Source organism: Rossellomorea aquimaris (assembly GCF_020171925.1).
Classification (GTDB): Bacteria; Bacillota; Bacilli; order Bacillales; family Bacillaceae_B; genus Rossellomorea; species Rossellomorea aquimaris_F.
Genome location: NZ_JAIVAR010000004.1, coordinates 41,761 through 59,128, shown reverse-complemented (window position 1 = coordinate 59,128; position 17,368 = coordinate 41,761). Strand labels below are relative to the sequence as shown.

General features: G+C 43.7%; 21 protein-coding genes. 18 read left to right on the top strand and 3 right to left on the bottom strand.

Features of this window, described 5'->3' with window-relative positions:
* Positions 1 to 4 precede the first annotated feature (4 nt).
* The 4 genes from udk (at position 5) to LCM10_RS14655 (ending at position 5,076) form a co-directional block, all read left to right on the top strand.
* Positions 5 to 640 (top strand): uridine kinase, encoded by a 636-nt coding sequence (gene udk, locus LCM10_RS14670; protein WP_224877049.1) that lies wholly within the window; start codon positions 5 to 7, stop codon positions 638 to 640.
* Between the two features lie 172 nt (positions 641 to 812).
* A complete protein-coding gene (gene greA, locus LCM10_RS14665; RefSeq protein WP_224877048.1) occupies positions 813 to 1,289 on the top strand; it encodes a transcription elongation factor GreA in 477 nt (158 codons plus the stop codon).
* A 1,213-nt stretch (positions 1,290 to 2,502) separates the two neighbouring features.
* Entirely contained in the window at positions 2,503 to 4,248 is a 1,746-nt protein-coding gene (locus LCM10_RS14660; RefSeq protein WP_224877047.1) for a peptidoglycan D,D-transpeptidase FtsI family protein, read from the top strand.
* A gap of 114 nt (positions 4,249 to 4,362) precedes the next feature.
* Positions 4,363 to 5,076 carry a YrrS family protein gene (locus LCM10_RS14655; protein ID WP_224877046.1) on the top strand — a complete coding sequence of 238 codons (714 nt, stop codon included), beginning with the start codon at positions 4,363 to 4,365 and terminating at the stop codon, positions 5,074 to 5,076.
* A gap of 43 nt (positions 5,077 to 5,119) precedes the next feature.
* Here LCM10_RS14655 and LCM10_RS14650 read toward each other — a convergent pair whose 3' ends face one another.
* Positions 5,120 to 5,326, bottom strand: coding sequence for a DUF2536 family protein (locus tag LCM10_RS14650; RefSeq protein WP_224877045.1), 207 nt, complete (start codon positions 5,324 to 5,326; stop codon positions 5,120 to 5,122).
* A gap of 176 nt (positions 5,327 to 5,502) precedes the next feature.
* On the opposite strand from LCM10_RS14650, the gene LCM10_RS14645 reads away from it, so the two are divergent.
* The 10 genes from LCM10_RS14645 (at position 5,503) to arsC (ending at position 12,743) form a co-directional block, all read left to right on the top strand.
* The gene (locus tag LCM10_RS14645; RefSeq protein WP_224877044.1) at positions 5,503 to 6,141 is read left to right on the top strand and encodes a class I SAM-dependent DNA methyltransferase; all 639 of its coding nucleotides are present in this window, start codon (positions 5,503 to 5,505) and stop codon (positions 6,139 to 6,141) included.
* Between the two features lie 14 nt (positions 6,142 to 6,155).
* Positions 6,156 to 6,848, top strand: a complete 693-nt coding sequence (gene mtnN, locus LCM10_RS14640) for a 5'-methylthioadenosine/S-adenosylhomocysteine nucleosidase (protein ID WP_224877043.1) — start codon at positions 6,156 to 6,158, stop codon at positions 6,846 to 6,848.
* 147 nt (positions 6,849 to 6,995) lie between these two features.
* The gene (locus LCM10_RS14635; protein WP_224877042.1) at positions 6,996 to 7,919 is read left to right on the top strand and encodes a PLP-dependent cysteine synthase family protein; all 924 of its coding nucleotides are present in this window, start codon (positions 6,996 to 6,998) and stop codon (positions 7,917 to 7,919) included.
* 2 nt (positions 7,920 to 7,921) lie between these two features.
* Positions 7,922 to 9,058, top strand: a complete 1,137-nt coding sequence (locus LCM10_RS14630) for a bifunctional cystathionine gamma-lyase/homocysteine desulfhydrase (protein ID WP_224877041.1) — start codon at positions 7,922 to 7,924, stop codon at positions 9,056 to 9,058.
* Positions 9,059 to 9,173: 115 nt separating this feature from the next.
* Positions 9,174 to 9,413, top strand: coding sequence for a YrhC family protein (locus tag LCM10_RS14625; RefSeq protein WP_224877040.1), 240 nt, complete (start codon positions 9,174 to 9,176; stop codon positions 9,411 to 9,413).
* A 375-nt stretch (positions 9,414 to 9,788) separates the two neighbouring features.
* Positions 9,789 to 9,929, top strand: a complete 141-nt coding sequence (locus tag LCM10_RS14620; protein WP_224877039.1) for a YrzI family small protein — start codon at positions 9,789 to 9,791, stop codon at positions 9,927 to 9,929.
* 306 nt (positions 9,930 to 10,235) lie between these two features.
* On the top strand, positions 10,236 to 10,379 hold the full coding sequence (locus LCM10_RS14615; RefSeq protein ID WP_224877038.1) for a hypothetical protein: 144 nt from the start codon (positions 10,236 to 10,238) through the stop codon (positions 10,377 to 10,379).
* A gap of 266 nt (positions 10,380 to 10,645) precedes the next feature.
* The gene (locus tag LCM10_RS14610) at positions 10,646 to 10,990 is read left to right on the top strand and encodes an ArsR/SmtB family transcription factor (protein ID WP_224877037.1); all 345 of its coding nucleotides are present in this window, start codon (positions 10,646 to 10,648) and stop codon (positions 10,988 to 10,990) included.
* A 19-nt stretch (positions 10,991 to 11,009) separates the two neighbouring features.
* Positions 11,010 to 12,302, top strand: a complete 1,293-nt coding sequence (locus tag LCM10_RS14605; RefSeq protein ID WP_224877036.1) for an arsenic transporter — start codon at positions 11,010 to 11,012, stop codon at positions 12,300 to 12,302.
* Positions 12,303 to 12,323: 21 nt separating this feature from the next.
* A complete protein-coding gene (gene arsC / locus LCM10_RS14600) occupies positions 12,324 to 12,743 on the top strand; it encodes an arsenate reductase (thioredoxin) (protein ID WP_224877035.1) in 420 nt (139 codons plus the stop codon).
* A 374-nt stretch (positions 12,744 to 13,117) separates the two neighbouring features.
* Here arsC and sigK read toward each other — a convergent pair whose 3' ends face one another.
* Positions 13,118 to 13,831 (bottom strand): RNA polymerase sporulation sigma factor SigK, encoded by a 714-nt coding sequence (sigK, locus tag LCM10_RS14595; protein WP_224877034.1) that lies wholly within the window; start codon positions 13,829 to 13,831, stop codon positions 13,118 to 13,120.
* Between the two features lie 173 nt (positions 13,832 to 14,004).
* Between sigK and LCM10_RS14590 the strand changes: the two genes are divergently transcribed.
* Complete coding sequence (locus LCM10_RS14590) at positions 14,005 to 14,145, top strand: hypothetical protein (RefSeq protein WP_224877033.1); 141 nt, start codon at positions 14,005 to 14,007, stop codon at positions 14,143 to 14,145.
* Positions 14,146 to 14,340: 195 nt separating this feature from the next.
* Complete coding sequence (locus tag LCM10_RS14585) at positions 14,341 to 15,120, top strand: phosphatidylserine decarboxylase (protein ID WP_224877032.1); 780 nt, start codon at positions 14,341 to 14,343, stop codon at positions 15,118 to 15,120.
* A gap of 107 nt (positions 15,121 to 15,227) precedes the next feature.
* On the opposite strand, the gene LCM10_RS14580 is transcribed toward LCM10_RS14585, so the two are convergent.
* Positions 15,228 to 15,365: a sporulation histidine kinase inhibitor Sda gene (locus tag LCM10_RS14580; RefSeq protein WP_224877031.1), complete on the bottom strand. Its 138-nt coding sequence runs from the start codon at positions 15,363 to 15,365 to the stop codon at positions 15,228 to 15,230.
* A gap of 383 nt (positions 15,366 to 15,748) precedes the next feature.
* Between LCM10_RS14580 and LCM10_RS14575 the strand changes: the two genes are divergently transcribed.
* Entirely contained in the window at positions 15,749 to 16,270 is a 522-nt protein-coding gene (locus LCM10_RS14575; RefSeq protein WP_224877030.1) for a YqeG family HAD IIIA-type phosphatase, read from the top strand.
* Positions 16,267 to 17,367: a ribosome biogenesis GTPase YqeH gene (gene yqeH, locus LCM10_RS14570; RefSeq protein WP_224877029.1), complete on the top strand. Its 1,101-nt coding sequence runs from the start codon at positions 16,267 to 16,269 to the stop codon at positions 17,365 to 17,367. Before LCM10_RS14575 ends, yqeH begins: the two co-directional genes overlap by 4 nt.
* Position 17,368: the final 1 nt, after the last annotated feature.

Sequence of the window (17,368 nt, the reverse complement as noted above, 5' to 3'; positions counted from 1 at the left end):
ACTTATGAAACATAAACCGGTTGTTATTGGTGTAGCAGGAGGATCCGGATCAGGAAAAACAAGCGTGACAAAAGCGATCTACGAACAATTCCAAGGACATTCGATCCTCATGCTGCAACAAGATTATTATTATAAAGATCAATCGAACCTTCCATTTGAGGAACGATTGAAAACGAATTATGATCACCCGTTGGCATTCGACAATGATCTTCTCATTGAGCATCTGAACGGGTTATTGAATCACCAGGCGGTAGAAAAACCGGTCTATGATTATAAAATGCACACTCGATCCGATGAAACCATTTTGGTAGAGCCGAAGGATGTTATCATTTTAGAAGGAATTTTAGTATTAGAAGATGAAAGATTGCGCAACTTAATGGATATCAAGCTCTATGTCGATACCGATGCAGATCTTCGCATCATCAGAAGGATGCTCCGCGATATCAAAGAAAGGGGACGTTCCATCGATTCTGTGATCGATCAATACATCACCGTGGTCCGCCCGATGCACAATCAATTCATTGAACCAACAAAGCGTTACGCAGATGTGATCATCCCTGAAGGTGGGCATAATCACGTGGCAATCGATTTAATGGTAACAAAAATTCAAACAATTCTTGAACAAAAGTCATTTTTGTAATACGATAACATAGATAAACATATATAGGTTAAATTCCCATCAATGTATTGGAATCGGGGAATGGAGGATAAGGTCGTTCCCTCCATTCCCTGCCTTTACATTAGCGTAACATCAAGTATGACTACATAAGGAGCATGGGAAGCTCTAAGACAGTTAAGGAGTGAAGAGGGTCATGAGTACAGAAAAAGTATACCCGATGACATTAGAGGGTAAGGAAAAATTAGAGAAAGAATTAGAAAACCTTAAGACGGTAAAACGTAAAGAGGTCGTGGAACGCATCAAGATTGCAAGGAGCTTCGGTGATTTATCCGAGAACTCTGAATACGATGCAGCGAAAGATGAGCAGGCATTCGTGGAAGGCCGCATCTCTACGCTCGAAAATATGATCCGTAACGCAAAGATCATCCAAGAAAATGACATGAATTCAGATACCGTACAATTAGGGAAAAAAGTTACGTTTGTGGAACTGCCGGATGGAGACGAAGAAACATACACAATCGTCGGAAGTGCAGAAGCAGATCCATTCGAAGGGAAAATCTCCAATGATTCCCCGATCGCAAAGAGCCTGCTTGGCCACAAAGTCGGAGAAAAGGTCTCTGTTCAGACTCCAGGCGGCGAAATGAGCGTGAAGATTGTAGAAGTAAGCTGATTGATTTTTGAGGAAGAAACTCTATTCGGGGTTTCTTTCTTTTTTTGTTTGATTACTGTTAATGGAAATGATGAAATGGGGATTTTTATGAGAGTTGGGTAGGAGTGAAGCGGGATTTGGGTGTGATGTTGGTTAGAAGGGTACCCGTTGCTGATGAAAAAATGCTCTAAATCTGGGATTAATGCTCCTTTTAGAGGATAGATGATTCAAATTTCTAGATTTATGCTTTATCCCGAGAAGTTGTGAACTCTAGATATCTAGGCTTAAGCACTTTTTCGAGGAATTACGCTCTAAATATCTAGATTTAAGCTCCATTGCGAGGAAAAACGCTCTAAATATCTAGATTTAAGCTCCATTGCGAGGGAATACGCTCTAAATATCTAGATTTAAGCTCCATTGCGAGGAAATATGCTCTAAATATCTAGATTTAAGCTCCATTGCGAGGAAATATGCTCTAAATATCTAGATTTAAGCTCCATTGCGAGGAATTACGCCCTAAATATCTAGCTTTAAGTTCCATTGCGAGGAAATATGCTCTAAATATCTAGATTTAAGCTCCATTGCGAGGAATTATGCTCCAAATATCTAGATTTAAGCTCCAAATATCTAGATTTATGCTCCATTGCGAGGAAATATGCTCTAAATATCTAGCTTTAAGCTCCATTGCGAGGAAATATGCTCTAAATATCTAGCTTTAAGCTCCATTGCGAGGAATTACGCCCTAAATATCTAGCTTTAAGTTCCATTGCGAGGAAATATGCTCTAAATATCTAGATTTAAGCTCCATTGCGAGGAAATACGCCCTAAATATCTAGACGTAAGCTCCATTCCAAGGAATTATGCTCCAAATCGTAAATTTATGCTCCTAATCCCGGATTTATGCTCCAAATCAAAGAAATATGCTCCGAATATCAGATTTATGCTCCAATTTCCAAATTTATGCGCTATTAAGAATAATTCTAAATAAAAACCTCTTCAATACTCCCCCAAAATGAAACTCCGATCCAAAACCAACCCCCGTCCCAAAATGAAACCCCGCCCCAAAACCAACCCCCGCCCCAAAACCAACCCCCGTCCCAAAAATGAAACCACGCCCCAAAACCAACCCCTACCCGAACCAACCCCCTACCCTTCCCACAAACAACCAAGCCGCTCAGCACCCTGAGGTTAAAACCCACAAATCTCGTCAACAATGTAGACGAGGTGAAGACGGATGATACGTAAACGGGTCCGGCTGCTCAGCATTGTGCTGCTAATGGGACTCATGCTGATGTCGGCGAGATTGATGCAGCTGCAATTATTCCAGACCGAATCGTTTTCCAAACATAAAATTAATCTGATTGAAGAGAGTGTCGCTCAACGCACCCAACAGCTCGTCATTGATGAAGGAAGGGGGCAGTTCCTTGACCGTGATGGAAAGCCGCTGACGTTTCATGAAAAAAATGTTCTGGTTCTTTTTCCATTTCTGAAAAGGATCGAATGGCCGGTAGAAGAAGTAGCCCGCATCATACATGTCACCCCGGAGATCATTGAAACGAAGCTTGAATCTGCCAAGGCACCGATTGTATTCGGGGGCAAGACTCCGTTTCAATTGTCTGAAGAACAGATGAATGAGATCAATGGGTTGAAGATCCAGGGTGTTTTTGCCGTGACAAGGAAATTCAAAAATGAACAGATCCCTGCTTCCCAGCTGATCGGCATAACGGGTGAAAATACGGAAGTATTCCATGAACGGTACCCGGATAAAGTGAAGGGGGTACACCAGAAGATTGGTGTGACAGGGATGCAGGAAATTTTTGATGAATGGCTGATCTCAGAAGAACAGTCTAAATTGATTTATCATGTGGATGCCATCGGCGGTCCATTATTCGGTGCCGATGTGAAATATCTCGCACCGGCCAATCCATTTTATCCGCTCAACATTAAGACGACCATCGATCAGGAAATGCAGGTGGCCTTGGAAGAAGTTGCGGATGCATATAACATTGAAAAAGGCGGCCTGCTGCTCGTTGATATTGAGAATAGTACAATACTCGCAAATGTATCGAGGCCGTCAATGAACCAAAGCAATCCATTCGGGGGCGGCGCTGAAAATTACATGCTGAAAGTACTGGCGCCAGGTTCGGTCTTCAAGACCGTAGTGGCTGCAGCGGCGATGGAAGAAGGTATCGTCGATGAATCACGCTTGTTCAATTGCGATGAAGATATCTATGGAAAGCCCGCCGAAAAGCCGCACGGCATGATCAATATCAAGTCGAGCATCGCGGCCAGCTGTAACAGGACATTCGCCGATCTTGCAACCGAACTTGTTGAAAAAGAACCGAATACACTTGAGGAGTACGCAGCGAAGCTCGGTTTGTTGGGGGACATCGCATGGACGGGCGATGTATTCCATTATGAAGATTTTTCACAGCTGCAAGTGAGTAAAGGCAGGGTCTTTGTTTCGGATGATGAACGGAAAGACCGGAATTACATTGCTCAAACCGGCATAGGGCAGAGGGAAGTCAGGGTCACCCCACTCGGCCTGGTGAATATGATGGCGACAATTGCACGCGGTGGTGAAAAGTATATGGTCCGCGCAGCTACATCCATTGACTATCAGAACGGGACAAGCATGTTTTCTTTTCCACAAAAAAAGATTGAAGGAGAAAAAATTTCCCCTTTCACGGCGATGAAGCTGCAGCAGTATTTGCGGGGTGTCGTCAACTCACCTGAGGGTACTGCTCCATACTTGGATACAGCCCTATACAAGATTGCCGGCAAGACAGGTACGGCTCAAACAGGAAAAAAGCAGGGGGGAAAGGAGCTTTACAATAAATGGTTCGCGGGTTATTTCCCTTTTGATGAGCCTAAATATGCACTGGTGGCAGTCAATATGGACGTGCTCATTGGTGAGGGGGGCATTTACCCGATCTTCAAGGACAGCGTTGATGCCGTATATAAACTGGACCATGAGTAAAAGCTCCTGTTCCAAAATAATCAATCTCTTGTATACGTAACAAACGGTGTAAGTTTCGCTTTATTCTTATTCCTCTATCATGTTAAAATGTTTAGGATAATAGGAGGGAATCTTATGGCGAAATATAAATCGAGATTAGATCGACGTTCTAAAAATAATGCAAATAAAATCCTTAATATACTGAATGCCGTGGTTGTTCTATTGATTGTTGTGGTCGGTGCTACAATCTTGACCGGCAACGGTTCCGACGAATCTGAAAAGGCATCGACGGAAGTGAAGAACACGGAAGAGAAGGGCACTGAAAAGACAGCAGGGAATAACAAAAAAGAAGAGAACGATAAAAAAGAGGATGAATCCGTTTCTATGAATGAGGAAGAAACGGATTCGTCCGAGCAGGCTGATAAAGAAGAAAATGAAGAAGAAGACACAGAAAAACAAGAGGAAGAGCAGGAAGAGAAAGAATCCGTTTCTTTGGATGACAGCAAAGTCCAAGTAGAAGAAGGGACTGAACCGAACGTAGAGAAGACGATTGTTCACCCTGATTGGCAGCCGGTCGGCACGCAGCAGTCTGGTGAGCATGTGTCCTCATATGATCCAGGAAGTCCCGACTGGGAAGAAAAAGAAAAAGCCCTGTCATACGCGACCGGTATCCCGCAAGATAACATGACAGTGTGGTACATCGAAGGAAATGGTGGCCCTCAGAAATCCATTGGAACCGTCACGGAGAAAGGCGGCTCTAAAGCGTATAGAGTCTATTTGCAATGGAACGACGGACAGGGATGGCAGCCGACAAAGGTTGAAGTACTGAAAGAAAATGATAAAGATTAATGAAATGGAAAGCTCCGGGTGGATTCACCCGGAGCTTTTTTGATTACTTTTTGGCTTTGAAATGGACCACGGCGGTATAGAGCCTTCTACCATCTTCGTAAATTGATACATTGTGCTGTACATGATGAACCTGAAGCATGATGGCTTTATTGTGATGGATTTGCTCGTCGATCTTTTTCTCGAGGGTGCTCAGGCGGTCGGCTTCAAAAAACTCGACTTTATCCTCTATTAAATCAAACGAAATATTCATAGAGATCCTCCTTTATATAGGGCTTTGCCTACTCATTTTAAATTGGGGGAAGGAATATTACAAATATTAATTGTTGAAATTGCAGGGGCTATATGATAATTTAATAACAGTTTTAAAAATAATTCATAGTATATTTATAGGAATTATAAACTTTATTTAAAACTGGGGTGCTTAGGATGGGAAGAGAGTTCTTAGATCTGTTTGGGGACTGGGCGGATTCTTATGATGATACGGTCGCTGGGAAAGATGCAGAGTACAAGGAAGTTTTTAATAAATATGATGAAATCCTGGAAGGGGTCGTCGCCCTTTCAAAGGGAACAGTTGTCGAGTTCGGGCCAGGGACAGGAAACCTGACAGAAAAGCTCGCTGAATCTGGGTTGAACGTCATTCCGTTTGAACCTTCACCGGAAATGAGGATCATTGGACAGCAGAAGCTTGGTGACAAGATCACATTCATCGACGGCGATTTCCTCGATTTTAAACTGGATGAAACGGTTGACACGATTGTCAGCACATATGCTTTTCATCATTTGACCGACGAAGAAAAAGGAAAAGCATTTAGCATATATGGAAACTTGCTTGCTCAAGGTGGTAAAATAGTATTTGCTGATACGATGTTTGAAACGGAGCAGCATTATCAAGCCGCCATTGATCAAGCTTCAGATAGTGGATATCTGAATCTGGCCGAAGATTTAAAACGGGAATACTACACGACTTTGGATGTCCTTGAGGAGTTATTGACTGCAGAGGGATTTTCCGTTCATTTCCGGCAGATGAACAGCTTTGTTTGGATCATGGAGGCGACTAAACAATAGAAAGAGGTTTTAACGTGAGAATCGCCATCATTGGAGCAATGGAAGAAGAAGTATCCTTACTTAGGGAGAATATTACAAACCCACAAACCGAAACGATTGCCGGGTGTGAATATACAAGCGGGACGATGAAAGGGAAAGAAGTGATCCTACTCCGTTCCGGAATCGGAAAAGTAAACGCCGCAATGTCCACAGCCGTCTTGCTGCAGCACTTTAAGCCGGATGCCATCATCAATACCGGGTCAGCTGGAGGATTCGATCCTTCATTGAATGTAGGTGATGTCGTCATATCCACTGAAGTGCGTCATCATGACGTCGATGTCACGGCTTTCGGATATGAATACGGTCAGGTTCCACAATTGCCTGCTGCATTTACAGCGGATGAAAAGCTGAAGAATATCGCAGTGGACAGTGTCCGCGAACTGGGTGATGCACAGGTGGTATCAGGCTTGATTGCAACAGGGGACTCGTTCATGAATGATCCTGCACGCGTCGATGCAATCAGGGATAAGTTCACCGGCCTCCAGGCTGTTGAAATGGAAGCAGCTGCAATTGCTCAGGTAGCCCACCAATTCGATGTGCCATTTGTGATCATCCGCTCCCTGTCCGATATTGCAGGGAAAGAATCAGACGTTTCTTTCGATCAATACCTTGAAAAAGCAGCTCTTCACTCTGCCAAGATGGTAATGAATATCGTGGAAGCTGTATAAGACATAGAGAAAAAAGCTGACCCAAGCGACCATCCTTTCTCTTTCCTTCCTATGAAAGCAGCGGTAAACCCGCTTACGTTTTCATGAGGGAATGAAGAAGGCTCGCGACAGGTCAGCTTTTTCATTTGAGAAAAAGGGGGCAAGGAAATGGATGTATATAAAAATGTACATGAGCTGATAGGCAATACTCCCATTATGGAGTTAACACATTTTCCACTGAAAAATGGTGTCCGCCTTTTTGCGAAACTGGAATTCTATAATCCGGGTGGAAGCATCAAAGACCGGCTTGGTATCGAATTGCTGAGGGAAGCTGAACGAACGGGGAAAATAAAACCTGGTGGTGTCTTCATCGAACCGACTGCCGGGAACACGGGAATCGGATTGGCACTGGCCGCGGTGAATTCAGGTTACAAAGTCATGTTCTGCGTCCCGGAAAAGTTCAGCATTGAAAAGCAGGAACTGATGAAAGCGCTCGGGGCGGAAATCATCCATACCCCTACCTCGCTTGGGATGAAAGGGGCCATCGGCAAGGCGAAAGAGCTCTCTGCACAGATGGAAAATGCCTATTATCCTGGCCAATTTGAGAATGAAGCGAATCCAGCGACTTACTATAAGACGTTGGGACCGGAAATATGGAAGCAGATGGATGGCCATATCCATCACTTTGTTGCAGGTGCGGGAACGGGTGGGACCTTCATGGGGACTGCCCGGTATCTGAAAGAGATGAATCCTGAAATCAGGACGGTCATCGTGGAACCAGAAGGCTCGATCCTGAATGGTGGGGAGTCCGGACCACATAAAACCGAAGGCATCGGAATGGAGTTCCTTCCAGCTTACATGGACACCTCATACTTTAACGGGATTCATACCGTCACGGATGAGGATGCTTTCAGAAGAGTGAAAGAATTGGCAGAACGGGAAGGACTGCTTGTTGGCAGTTCATCAGGCGCAGCACTTCACGCAGCACTGATTGAAGCGGAGAGCGCGAAGCCCGGCAGCCATGTCGTAACAATCTTCCCGGATTCAAGTGAACGTTACTTAAGTAAGAGAATTTACGAAGGAGGAATTTGATCATGAAAAAGAAGACACAAATGATTCACGGTGGAGTGGGACTTGATCCCCAGACAGGAGCTGTTTCTACTCCAATTTATCAAGTGAGCACCTATAAACAGGATGAAGTGGGTAAACATAAGGGATTTGAATACTCCCGTTCAGGAAATCCAACGAGACATGCACTTGAAGAATTGATCAAAGAACTTGAAGGCGGTAAGAGAGGATTTGCATTCGGATCGGGCATGGCCGCCATCACTGCTGTGATGATGATGTTTGACAGTGGAGACCATATCGTCCTGACAGATGATGTTTACGGAGGTACTTACAGGGTCATGACGAAAGTGCTGAACCGCCTTGGGATTCAATCCACTTTCGTTGATTCGAGTGATGTGGGCAATATTGAAAAGGCGATCAAACCGAATACAAAAGCGGTGTACATCGAAACACCGACCAACCCACTCTTGAAAATCACCGATATTGAAGCGGCTGCAGCACTCGCCAAAAAACACAATCTGGTAACGATCGTTGATAATACATTCAGTACGCCATACTGGCAGAACCCGCTGAGCCTAGGGGCTGATATTGTCCTTCACAGTGCTACAAAGTACATTGGAGGACATAGTGATGTAGTGGCAGGTCTCGTTGTCGTCAACACAGAAGAGCTGGCAGAAGAGCTATTCTTTGTACAGAATTCAACAGGTGGGGTATTGGGACCACAGGATTCCTGGCTATTGATCAGGGGCATCAAAACACTTGGCCTCAGAATGGAAGAACATGAAGAGAATACGAAGAAAATAGTCGACTATCTTGTGAAGCATCCAAAGGTTTCAAAGGTGTATTATCCAGGCCTCGAAACCCATCCGCATCATGATATTGCGAAAAGGCAGGCTGAGGGATTCGGAGGCATGGTCTCTTTCGATGTCGGAAGTGAAGAAAATGCAGATCGTCTCTTGACCAACACGAAATATTTCACGCTTGCAGAAAGTCTGGGGGCGGTTGAGAGCTTGATATCGGTACCTGCCCGGATGACTCATGCATCAATTCCACGTGAACGCCGCATGGAATTGGGTATCACTGATGGACTGGTCAGGATCTCGGTCGGACTTGAGGATGCTGAAGATCTCATTGAGGACCTTGAAAACGCTCTTTCCCGATGATGGCTGTTGTTTAAACCTGATGGAAGAACTGGTGCCAATTACCTGAAGGGAACCACCCCTTCTTATGTTACCATAGACTAAGAGGTTACTAGTTCAAAAGTAGGTGATTGAACACATGAAAAAGTTATCTAAAAAAGGGATTCAAAATAAAATCAATGATTACAAACGCTTTGGGTTTACGTTACTGGCACTGAGCGTATTCATGTACCTTGGCGTGGTCATTCCATCCGAGACCGTGACACCGGTCAAGGTGATGACACTCATGTCGGGCACCGTTGTATTATTGTCGGTTTCACTTCTCTTTTTCACCAAGGCAATTAAATATAAAAAAGATTTGCAATCTGCAGATGAATGATTGAAAGGGCCCGAGTTAGGGTCCTTTTTTATTTGATTCATGGTCCGTAAGGCATCTGTAGAGAAGTGGTCGAATTTTGTAGAAAATAAAATGTTTACATCCTGGTTGAAATTGGATATACTAACCAATGTAAGAAAAATAATACATGTAAGGAGGTCGAATAACATGAACATTGCTACTAAGAAAACCTATCCAACTGAATATTGTGTAAATCATTCGACCGCTTACGGGAAGAAATCCGCTTAATTTTAAACGTAACCATTTAAATGAAGCCGTAGGGAGAATGTACTTCCTTGCGGCTTTTTTGTGCCGCAAGAGGAGGATCTCTTTGCGGCTTTTTACTGCCTGAAAAAGGCTTTGAAAGGGGTGATAGGTATGACACTGAATTTATTGTTCATGACCGTAACAATTAAAAAGAAGCACGAAACGTTCCAAGAAGCTGTGCACAATGACACCGTGACAAAGCAATACGAACAAACGAAAGCGAAACAGCATTATCTGTCCAATATTTATTAATAAAGAGACGATCGCTATATCACTTTTGGAGAGGAGAATGAAAAATGTATGTACAGGAGAAAAGACTAAATGCGCTATGGGTGGAGAAGGACTCTGCCTAGCAAATTGGAAGGCTGGTGGTAGAGATGTTGAACGTTGTTTTTTGGACTGCATTCTTCCGTAAGAACAAAAGAAGAAGCAAGCGTTGAGTGGAAAGGATCCCCCTGAAACCAGGGATCCTTTTTTTAGTTGGAGAGGATGATTCCTAAGTCACAAATCTGTCAAGTATTAGTAAATAGTTGTTCACGAATGGCGGGGGATTCCTGGTTGAAAAGTGATACATTAATAGTAAGAATAGTCATTGAGTTTAATGGCAAAAAGGGAGTGAAAATCATGTTCTCTATGATCATGGGGCTTGTATTAACATCTGTTATTGGGTTGGTCATTGCGGCTGAGGTTAGTGTGGATTAAAGGAAAGAAATCTGGAATATGTTGAAAAAGCGAACCGATTTTGGCTCGCTTTTTTATTTTTGCTTTAAGGGTGTTCTTACTGTTGATGCGTATCACAGTAGACTTATGGGACATCAGCTGGGGATAATGTTTAGTGATGGCCTTAAATGCTCATTTTGAGAATATTTAAAATAACTGAAAACCTATTGCGCCCAATATATAAGTGAAATATTATATAAGCATAGAATAATATGTTGATGCCCAAAAAGGTACCAGGAGGTGATTCAATGAAATTACCGGTTGTTGACATCGAAAAGACTGCTGTGGTTTTGAAATTATTGGGGGATAAAACCCGTTTGACGATGGTGAAAATATTAGACACGAATGACTGCTGTGTATGTGAATTCGTCGAGATTTTCAAAGCAAGTCAACCTGCCATCAGTCAGCACATCCGAAAACTGAAGGATGTGGGGATTGTAAGGGAAAAGCGCAGAGGCCAGTGGATTATTTATTCCCTCAATCGCGACAGTGAGTACTTTCCGATGATTCAAACCCTTCTTGATCACCTACCGAACCAAGACTTCAAATTGAAGGAGTTGGAAGAGCGGGGCTTACGTATATCTTGTGACTAATTGGAGGTAAAAAGGAATTATGGTTATTTTAGCATCAGTGATTTTTCTCATCACCCTTGTTCTTGTCATCTGGCAGCCAAAGGGGCTTTCCATTGGATGGTCCGCTTGCGGCGGAGCCGTATTGGCGTTGATTGCAGGGGTGGTTGATTTCAATGACGTGGTGGATGTGACGTCCATTGTCTGGAATGCGACATTGGCATTTATCGCCATCATCATCATCTCACTCATACTTGATGAGATCGGATTTTTCGAGTGGGCTGCTTTGCACATGGCGAAGGCAGCAAGAGGGAATGGCGTAAGGATGTTTGTTTACGTTTCGCTCCTTGGAGCTGTGGTGGCGGCCCTTTTCGCTAACGATGGAGCGGCCCTGATCCTGACACCAATCGTCCTTGCGATGGTACGAAACTTGAATTTCAGTGAGAAGCTTGTGTTTCCATTCATTATCGCGAGTGGATTCATTGCCGATACGACATCCCTTCCATTGGTGGTCAGTAACCTTGTGAATATTGTGTCCGCTGACTTTTTCGGAATCGGGTTTGCAGAATTCGCTTCCCGGATGATCGTGCCGAATCTATTTTCATTGGGAGCAAGCATCTTGGTCCTCTATCTCTTCTTCAGAAAGAGCATTCCGGACCATTATGATGTCTCTCAACTGAAGAAACCAGTGGATGCCATACAGGACATCAAGATGTTCCGCCTTTCATGGGTGGTGCTCTCCATTCTCCTAATCGGCTATTTCGCGAGTGAATTCATAGGCCTCCCTGTATCGATCATTGCCGGGATCGTGGCTATCTTCTTCTTAACAATGGCAAGAAGGAGTGCAGCCGTCAACACGAAAACCGTCATCAAAGGCGCACCTTGGGCTATTGTGTTTTTCTCAATCGGTATGTACGTTGTCGTCTATGGTCTCCGTAATGTCGGGCTCACGAATGTGCTTTCGGATATCATTCAGTTGACGGCGGATCAGGGGTTATTCGCGGCAACGGTCGGAATGGGCTTCATCGCGGCCATCCTGTCATCGATCATGAATAATATGCCAACGGTGATGATCGACGCGCTGGCGATTTCAGGTACGGATACGACCGGGGTCGTCCGAGAAGCATTGATTTATGCCAACGTCATCGGTTCGGATCTTGGACCGAAGATCACCCCGATCGGGTCACTCGCCACATTATTGTGGCTCCATGTCCTCTCGTTAAAAGGAGTGAAGATCTCCTGGGGGACCTATTTCAAAACAGGGATCATCCTGACCATCCCAACCCTATTCATTACATTGGTCGGGCTTTATATATGGTTATTAATCATCTATTAAATTTTAAAGGAGAGATTCATCATGTCAAAGAAAACCATCTATTTCCTATGCACAGGTAATTCATGCCGCAGTCAGATGGCTGAAGGCTGGGCGAAAAAACATTTGGGTGACGAGTGGAACGTATACAGTGCAGGAATCGAAGCACACGGTCTGAATCCAAACGCAGTGAAGGCGATGAAAGAATCCGGAATCGATATCACGGATCAAACTTCCGATATCATCGACACTGAAATCTTGAATAATGCAGATTTAGTCGTAACGCTTTGCGGCGATGCGGCTGATAAATGTCCGATGACTCCACCTCATGTGAAACGGGAGCACTGGGGATTCGATGACCCTGCAAAAGCGGAAGGAACCGAAGAAGAGAAGTGGGCATTCTTCCAGCGTGTCCGTGATGAAATCGGTGAAAGAATCAGCCGTTTTGCGGAAACGGGCGAATAACATTATATCAAAAGGCAGCTGATAACGAATCAGCTGCCTTTATTTCTTATTAAACTAAATAGAAAATGAATCCGGAAACGGTAGACATCGAGATAATCCATAACACAAAGATGAAGACAAGGTTCTTTTTTAAAAGTGGATTTGAGAAGGACCACTTCATGAAGGAATGCTCCCGCTGAACCGATCATCATCGCCATGACCGGTACCGAGGTCCATTCCCTATTATCATTTTTGGGATGGGAATGATGGGTGATCGTCGTATGTACAATGGAACTTCAATGATGGTTGCAACCGGAATCGGCCACCAATGATCTCTTCCACCATAAAACGTTTTACACACGCAAAAAAAGCGCGCGGATTTCCGCGTGCTTTTATTATTGCGATCTTTTTTCTTTTTCTTCCCTATAAAATTCATGAAACATTTTCATGAGCGCACGCTTTTCAATCCTTGAAACATAGCTCCTCGATATCCCGAGTTCCTTCGCGATTTCTCGCTGCGTTTTTTCTTCCTTGAGATCCAAACCGAATCGGCCGACAATCACTTCTTTCTCCCTGTCGTCCAACACGCAAATATATTTACGGACTTTCTCGAGTTCCATACTCAATTGAATCGTATCGATGACATCATCCATTTCCGATTTCAGAATGTCGATCAGGCTTATTTCGTTCCCTTCTTTATCCTGGCCGATCGGATCATGCAACGAAATATCTTTCTTTGTTTTTTTCAAGGCACGGAGATGCATGAGGATCTCATTCTCGATACATCTCGCCGCATAGGTGGCAAGCTTTGTTCCTTTTCCTTCCGAGTAGCTTTCGATGGCTTTAATCAAGCCAATGGTCCCAATGGAAATTAAATCTTCTGGGTCTTCGCCTGTATTCTCAAATTTTTTGACGATATGCGCAACCAGACGTAGGTTGTGCTCAATGAGCAGATTACGTGCGTGATCATCACCCTCCGCCATCAACCGTAAATATTTTTTTTCATCAGCGGCTGATAAAGGTTGGGGGAATGCGTTATTCTTCACATAAGAGACGAGGAATATCAATTCTTTGAAGAAATATCCCAGTGCTGTTAGAACGCCAGACATATTTACACCTCCATGAAGGACTTATACTAGAAGCATATGAAGGAAACAGTCCGACTTTGCACGTCCAGTAAAAGTATACGGGCCATCGGGCTAAATGGACGGGTTGATGGCCCATACAGATCCCGGGCCGGGTACATATATTAATCATAATAAGTATGTAAGGAGGTAATCTCATGCCCTACGGTTATCCTGGCTATCCCTATTATGGACCCCCGGTATATTACGGCGGTGGAGGGTTCTACTTTGCGCTGGCAGTCATCCTTCTCATCCTACTCTTCTTATTCGGTGGCTGGTGGTACTATACTAATTGCTGATTGAAAAGCACGGCATGAACAAATGTTCCAGATGAAGACCCGGGAAGTATATCTTCACTTCCCGGGTCTTTCTTATTGGACGACTTCAGAACTGTCAAAAAAGTTCTTTCCATATAGTATCTAACCTCGATTTATTATATACTTAATGAATCGTGGAAGATTGACATCTGTCGTCTGAATGGAAAGGGACTTATTATGAAAAGATCAATTTATCGATTTTGTATCGAACTGACAAATAAAAAATGGAGCTCCCTCTTATTGAGGAAATTTGTACAATCCAGCTTGAGCCGGCCGTTCATCTCAAGCTTCATCCGTACATTCAGCATAAATACGGACGAACTGCCAGTCAGTGAGAAAGAGTATAGGACTTTACATGATTTCTTTATTCGCAGGCTGAAAGAGGATGCGAGGACAGTCCAATATGGGGAACATGATGCTGTCAGTCCAGTGGATGGGTATTTGGCAGAAGCAGGCCCAATCACCGATGACCTGGAAATCCTTGTGAAAGGAAAACGGTACTCCGTGCTTGAGATGATGGGTAGTGAAGAAAAATCCACCCCTTATATAGGAGGGGATTTTGCGGTCTTCTATTTAAGTCCTGCTAATTATCACCGAATCCACAGTCCGGTGGACGGTTCAGTACTAAATAGATGGTCGCTTGGCAGAGACTCCTATCCGGTCAACGACTACGGGCTCATGTATGGTAAGGACGTCCTTGCAAAAAATTATCGTGAAATCACGGAATTGCAGCATCAACGTGGGAAAGTTTCCGTTGTGAAAGTGGGAGCGATGTTCGTCAATAGCATAGAGTATGTGCAGGAAAAAGATGTTTGGCATCAAGGGGAAGAGGTGGCTTATTTCACATTCGGGTCCACCGTCATTCTATTATTTGAAAAAGACTGTTTCCGATTCTCTGAGGGGAAACAAATCCCCCGGGATGTGAAAATGGGTGAAACGATCGGTGAATTTTATTAATGTTCAGCCCCTAAGCTGAACATTGGATAAAAAAGAGGACGGATTCGAAATCCGTCCCATTTTTTGTGGCTTGAGGGGGCTGACCAAGCCGCCTGCGCTTTTCTATACTAACTTGCTTTGATTCGATGTGATAGTGATCGACGGTGAATTTCCATTTCGATGAGGCGAATAAACTCTGAGTTCAGTTTCAACTGACACGCTTTGTAATAAGAATCCAACAATAGCTCGTCTGATAATTTCCTCATTTCTTTCACCTCCAGAATGGTTATATATTGTATGTTCATTGCATATTGTTTGTAAGTTATGAAGTAGTAATTAAACTTTACCAAATATCGATTTATAGAACAACTGTTCCTTTATCCACAGTAAATGGTGGATAAGTTGTGGTTAAATTGTATACAACTGGTAAAAGTACAGAGGTTTATTGAGGGAATAATGTGAATAAGGTTATCCACAGAATCGAGACAGGGTGAATTTTGTCGAAAAATATTTATAAATAATGGGAATATTCATTGACCACACCCATATAATATGGTTTATTTTGAATCTGCAAGTAAAATTGGTTATCATTGATGTTATTAAGGTATAAGAACGTATAAACGATGTAGGAATTCGAGGTGTATAGTAGGTGCTAAAGCAATTTTTACCTGATGAACAGGTTCAGGACATATTCAGTATCCGTCCCGAGTACTTAAAGGAAAAAGGGATGAAGGCCATCATTACCGATTTGGATAATACGCTCGTCGAATGGGACAGGCCAAGTGCAACACCGAAATTGATCCAGTGGTTCAAGGAAATGCAGGAGCATGGCATCCTTGTCACGATTGTTTCAAATAATAATGAAAAAAGGGTGGGCGAGTTTTCCGATCCCTTGGGGGTACCCTTTATATTTCAAGCACGTAAGCCGATGGGGCGTGCATTCAGACGTGCCATCAGGGAGATGGGCGTAAAGAAAGAAGAGACCGTTGTAATCGGGGATCAGTTATTGACGGATGTATTAGGTGGGAATCGAAGTGGATTCCACACGATTCTGGTCGTGCCTGTTGCCCAATCGGATGGCTTTGTCACAAAGTTCAACCGGAAAGTGGAAAGAAGGATCATGAAGTTTTTCAAGCGGAAAGGTATGCTTGAGTGGGAGGAAAAGAATTGAGCAAAGTAGTTTGTGTAGGTTGTGGTGTAGGGATTCAAACGGAGGATAAGGAAGGCATGGGCTATGCTCCGCCGTCTGCATTGAATAAAGAGGAAATCATTTGTCAAAGATGTTTCCGCTTGAAGCATTACAATGAAGTGCAGGATGTTCCATTGACGGATGACGATTTCCTGAAGATCTTAAACGAGATTGGAAATTCCGAAGGCTTGATTGTAAAAATCGTCGACATTTTTGATTTTAACGGAAGCTGGCTTCCGGGCTTGCATCGCTTTGTCGGATCCAATCCGATCCTGTTAATCGGGAATAAGGTCGATTTGCTGCCAAAGTCGGTAAAGCACTCCAAGATGATCCACTGGATGAAGCATCAAGCCAGCCAGTTGGGTCTGAAGCCGATCGATGTACAATTGGTCAGTGCCGCTAAAGGAATCGGAATTGAAGAGGCAATCAATGCGATCGAGAAATACCGCAATGGGAAAGATGTCTATGTCGTGGGATGCACGAATGTCGGGAAGTCTACATTCATCAATCGCATCATCAAACAGGTATCAGGTGAGCAGGATGTCATCACTACATCCCACTTTCCGGGAACGACGCTTGATATGATCCAAATTCCATTGGACGAAGAAGAGTCCCTCATTGATACACCGGGAATCATCAATCATCACCAAATGGCCCATTTCGTGGACAAGCAGGATTTGAAGATCATCACGCCTAAGAAGGAAATCAAACCACGGACGTTCCAACTAAATCCTGAACAGACTCTGTTCTTCGGAGGATTGTCGAGGTTTGACTTCCAGAAAGGCGACCGTCAAGCATTTACTGCATACTTCTCAAATGAATTGGCGATCCATCGCACAAAAATGGAAAAAGCAGATGAACTCTATAAAAACCATGCAGGTGAACTTCTTCAGCCACCGCGCATGGAAGACATGGATACATTCCCAGAGCTTGTGAAACATGAGTTCAAGATCAAGGAAGCGAAGACTGACATCGTATTCTCAGGGCTGGGGTGGATAACGGTGAATGAACCGGGCGCTTCCATTGCTGCCCATGTGCCAAAGGGAGTAAGTGTATTTTTAAGGAAATCTCTCATTTAGG

What these genes read in the sequence shown, in the direction of transcription:
- LCM10_RS14605 (WP_224877036.1), top strand. Translation starts at nt 11,010, where the DNA reads ATGGTTATTTTAGCATCAGTGATTTTTCTCATCACCCTTGTTCTTGTC.
- LCM10_RS14645 (WP_224877044.1), top strand. Translation starts at nt 5,503, where the DNA reads ATGGGAAGAGAGTTCTTAGATCTGTTTGGGGACTGGGCGGATTCTTAT.
- sigK (WP_224877034.1), bottom strand. Translation starts at nt 13,831, where the DNA reads ATGTCTGGCGTTCTAACAGCACTGGGATATTTCTTCAAAGAATTGATA.
- LCM10_RS14625 (WP_224877040.1), top strand. Translation starts at nt 9,174, where the DNA reads ATGAAAAAGTTATCTAAAAAAGGGATTCAAAATAAAATCAATGATTAC.
- LCM10_RS14630 (WP_224877041.1), top strand. Translation starts at nt 7,922, where the DNA reads ATGAAAAAGAAGACACAAATGATTCACGGTGGAGTGGGACTTGATCCC.
- arsC (WP_224877035.1), top strand. Translation starts at nt 12,324, where the DNA reads ATGTCAAAGAAAACCATCTATTTCCTATGCACAGGTAATTCATGCCGC.
- LCM10_RS14610 (WP_224877037.1), top strand. Translation starts at nt 10,646, where the DNA reads ATGAAATTACCGGTTGTTGACATCGAAAAGACTGCTGTGGTTTTGAAA.
- greA (WP_224877048.1), top strand. Translation starts at nt 813, where the DNA reads ATGAGTACAGAAAAAGTATACCCGATGACATTAGAGGGTAAGGAAAAA.
- LCM10_RS14635 (WP_224877042.1), top strand. Translation starts at nt 6,996, where the DNA reads ATGGATGTATATAAAAATGTACATGAGCTGATAGGCAATACTCCCATT.
- LCM10_RS14650 (WP_224877045.1), bottom strand. Translation starts at nt 5,326, where the DNA reads ATGAATATTTCGTTTGATTTAATAGAGGATAAAGTCGAGTTTTTTGAA.
- LCM10_RS14590 (WP_224877033.1), top strand. Translation starts at nt 14,005, where the DNA reads ATGCCCTACGGTTATCCTGGCTATCCCTATTATGGACCCCCGGTATAT.
- udk (WP_224877049.1), top strand. Translation starts at nt 5, where the DNA reads ATGAAACATAAACCGGTTGTTATTGGTGTAGCAGGAGGATCCGGATCA.
- LCM10_RS14620 (WP_224877039.1), top strand. Translation starts at nt 9,789, where the DNA reads ATGACACTGAATTTATTGTTCATGACCGTAACAATTAAAAAGAAGCAC.
- LCM10_RS14585 (WP_224877032.1), top strand. Translation starts at nt 14,341, where the DNA reads ATGAAAAGATCAATTTATCGATTTTGTATCGAACTGACAAATAAAAAA.
- LCM10_RS14580 (WP_224877031.1), bottom strand. Translation starts at nt 15,365, where the DNA reads ATGAGGAAATTATCAGACGAGCTATTGTTGGATTCTTATTACAAAGCG.
- LCM10_RS14660 (WP_224877047.1), top strand. Translation starts at nt 2,503, where the DNA reads ATGATACGTAAACGGGTCCGGCTGCTCAGCATTGTGCTGCTAATGGGA.
- LCM10_RS14655 (WP_224877046.1), top strand. Translation starts at nt 4,363, where the DNA reads ATGGCGAAATATAAATCGAGATTAGATCGACGTTCTAAAAATAATGCA.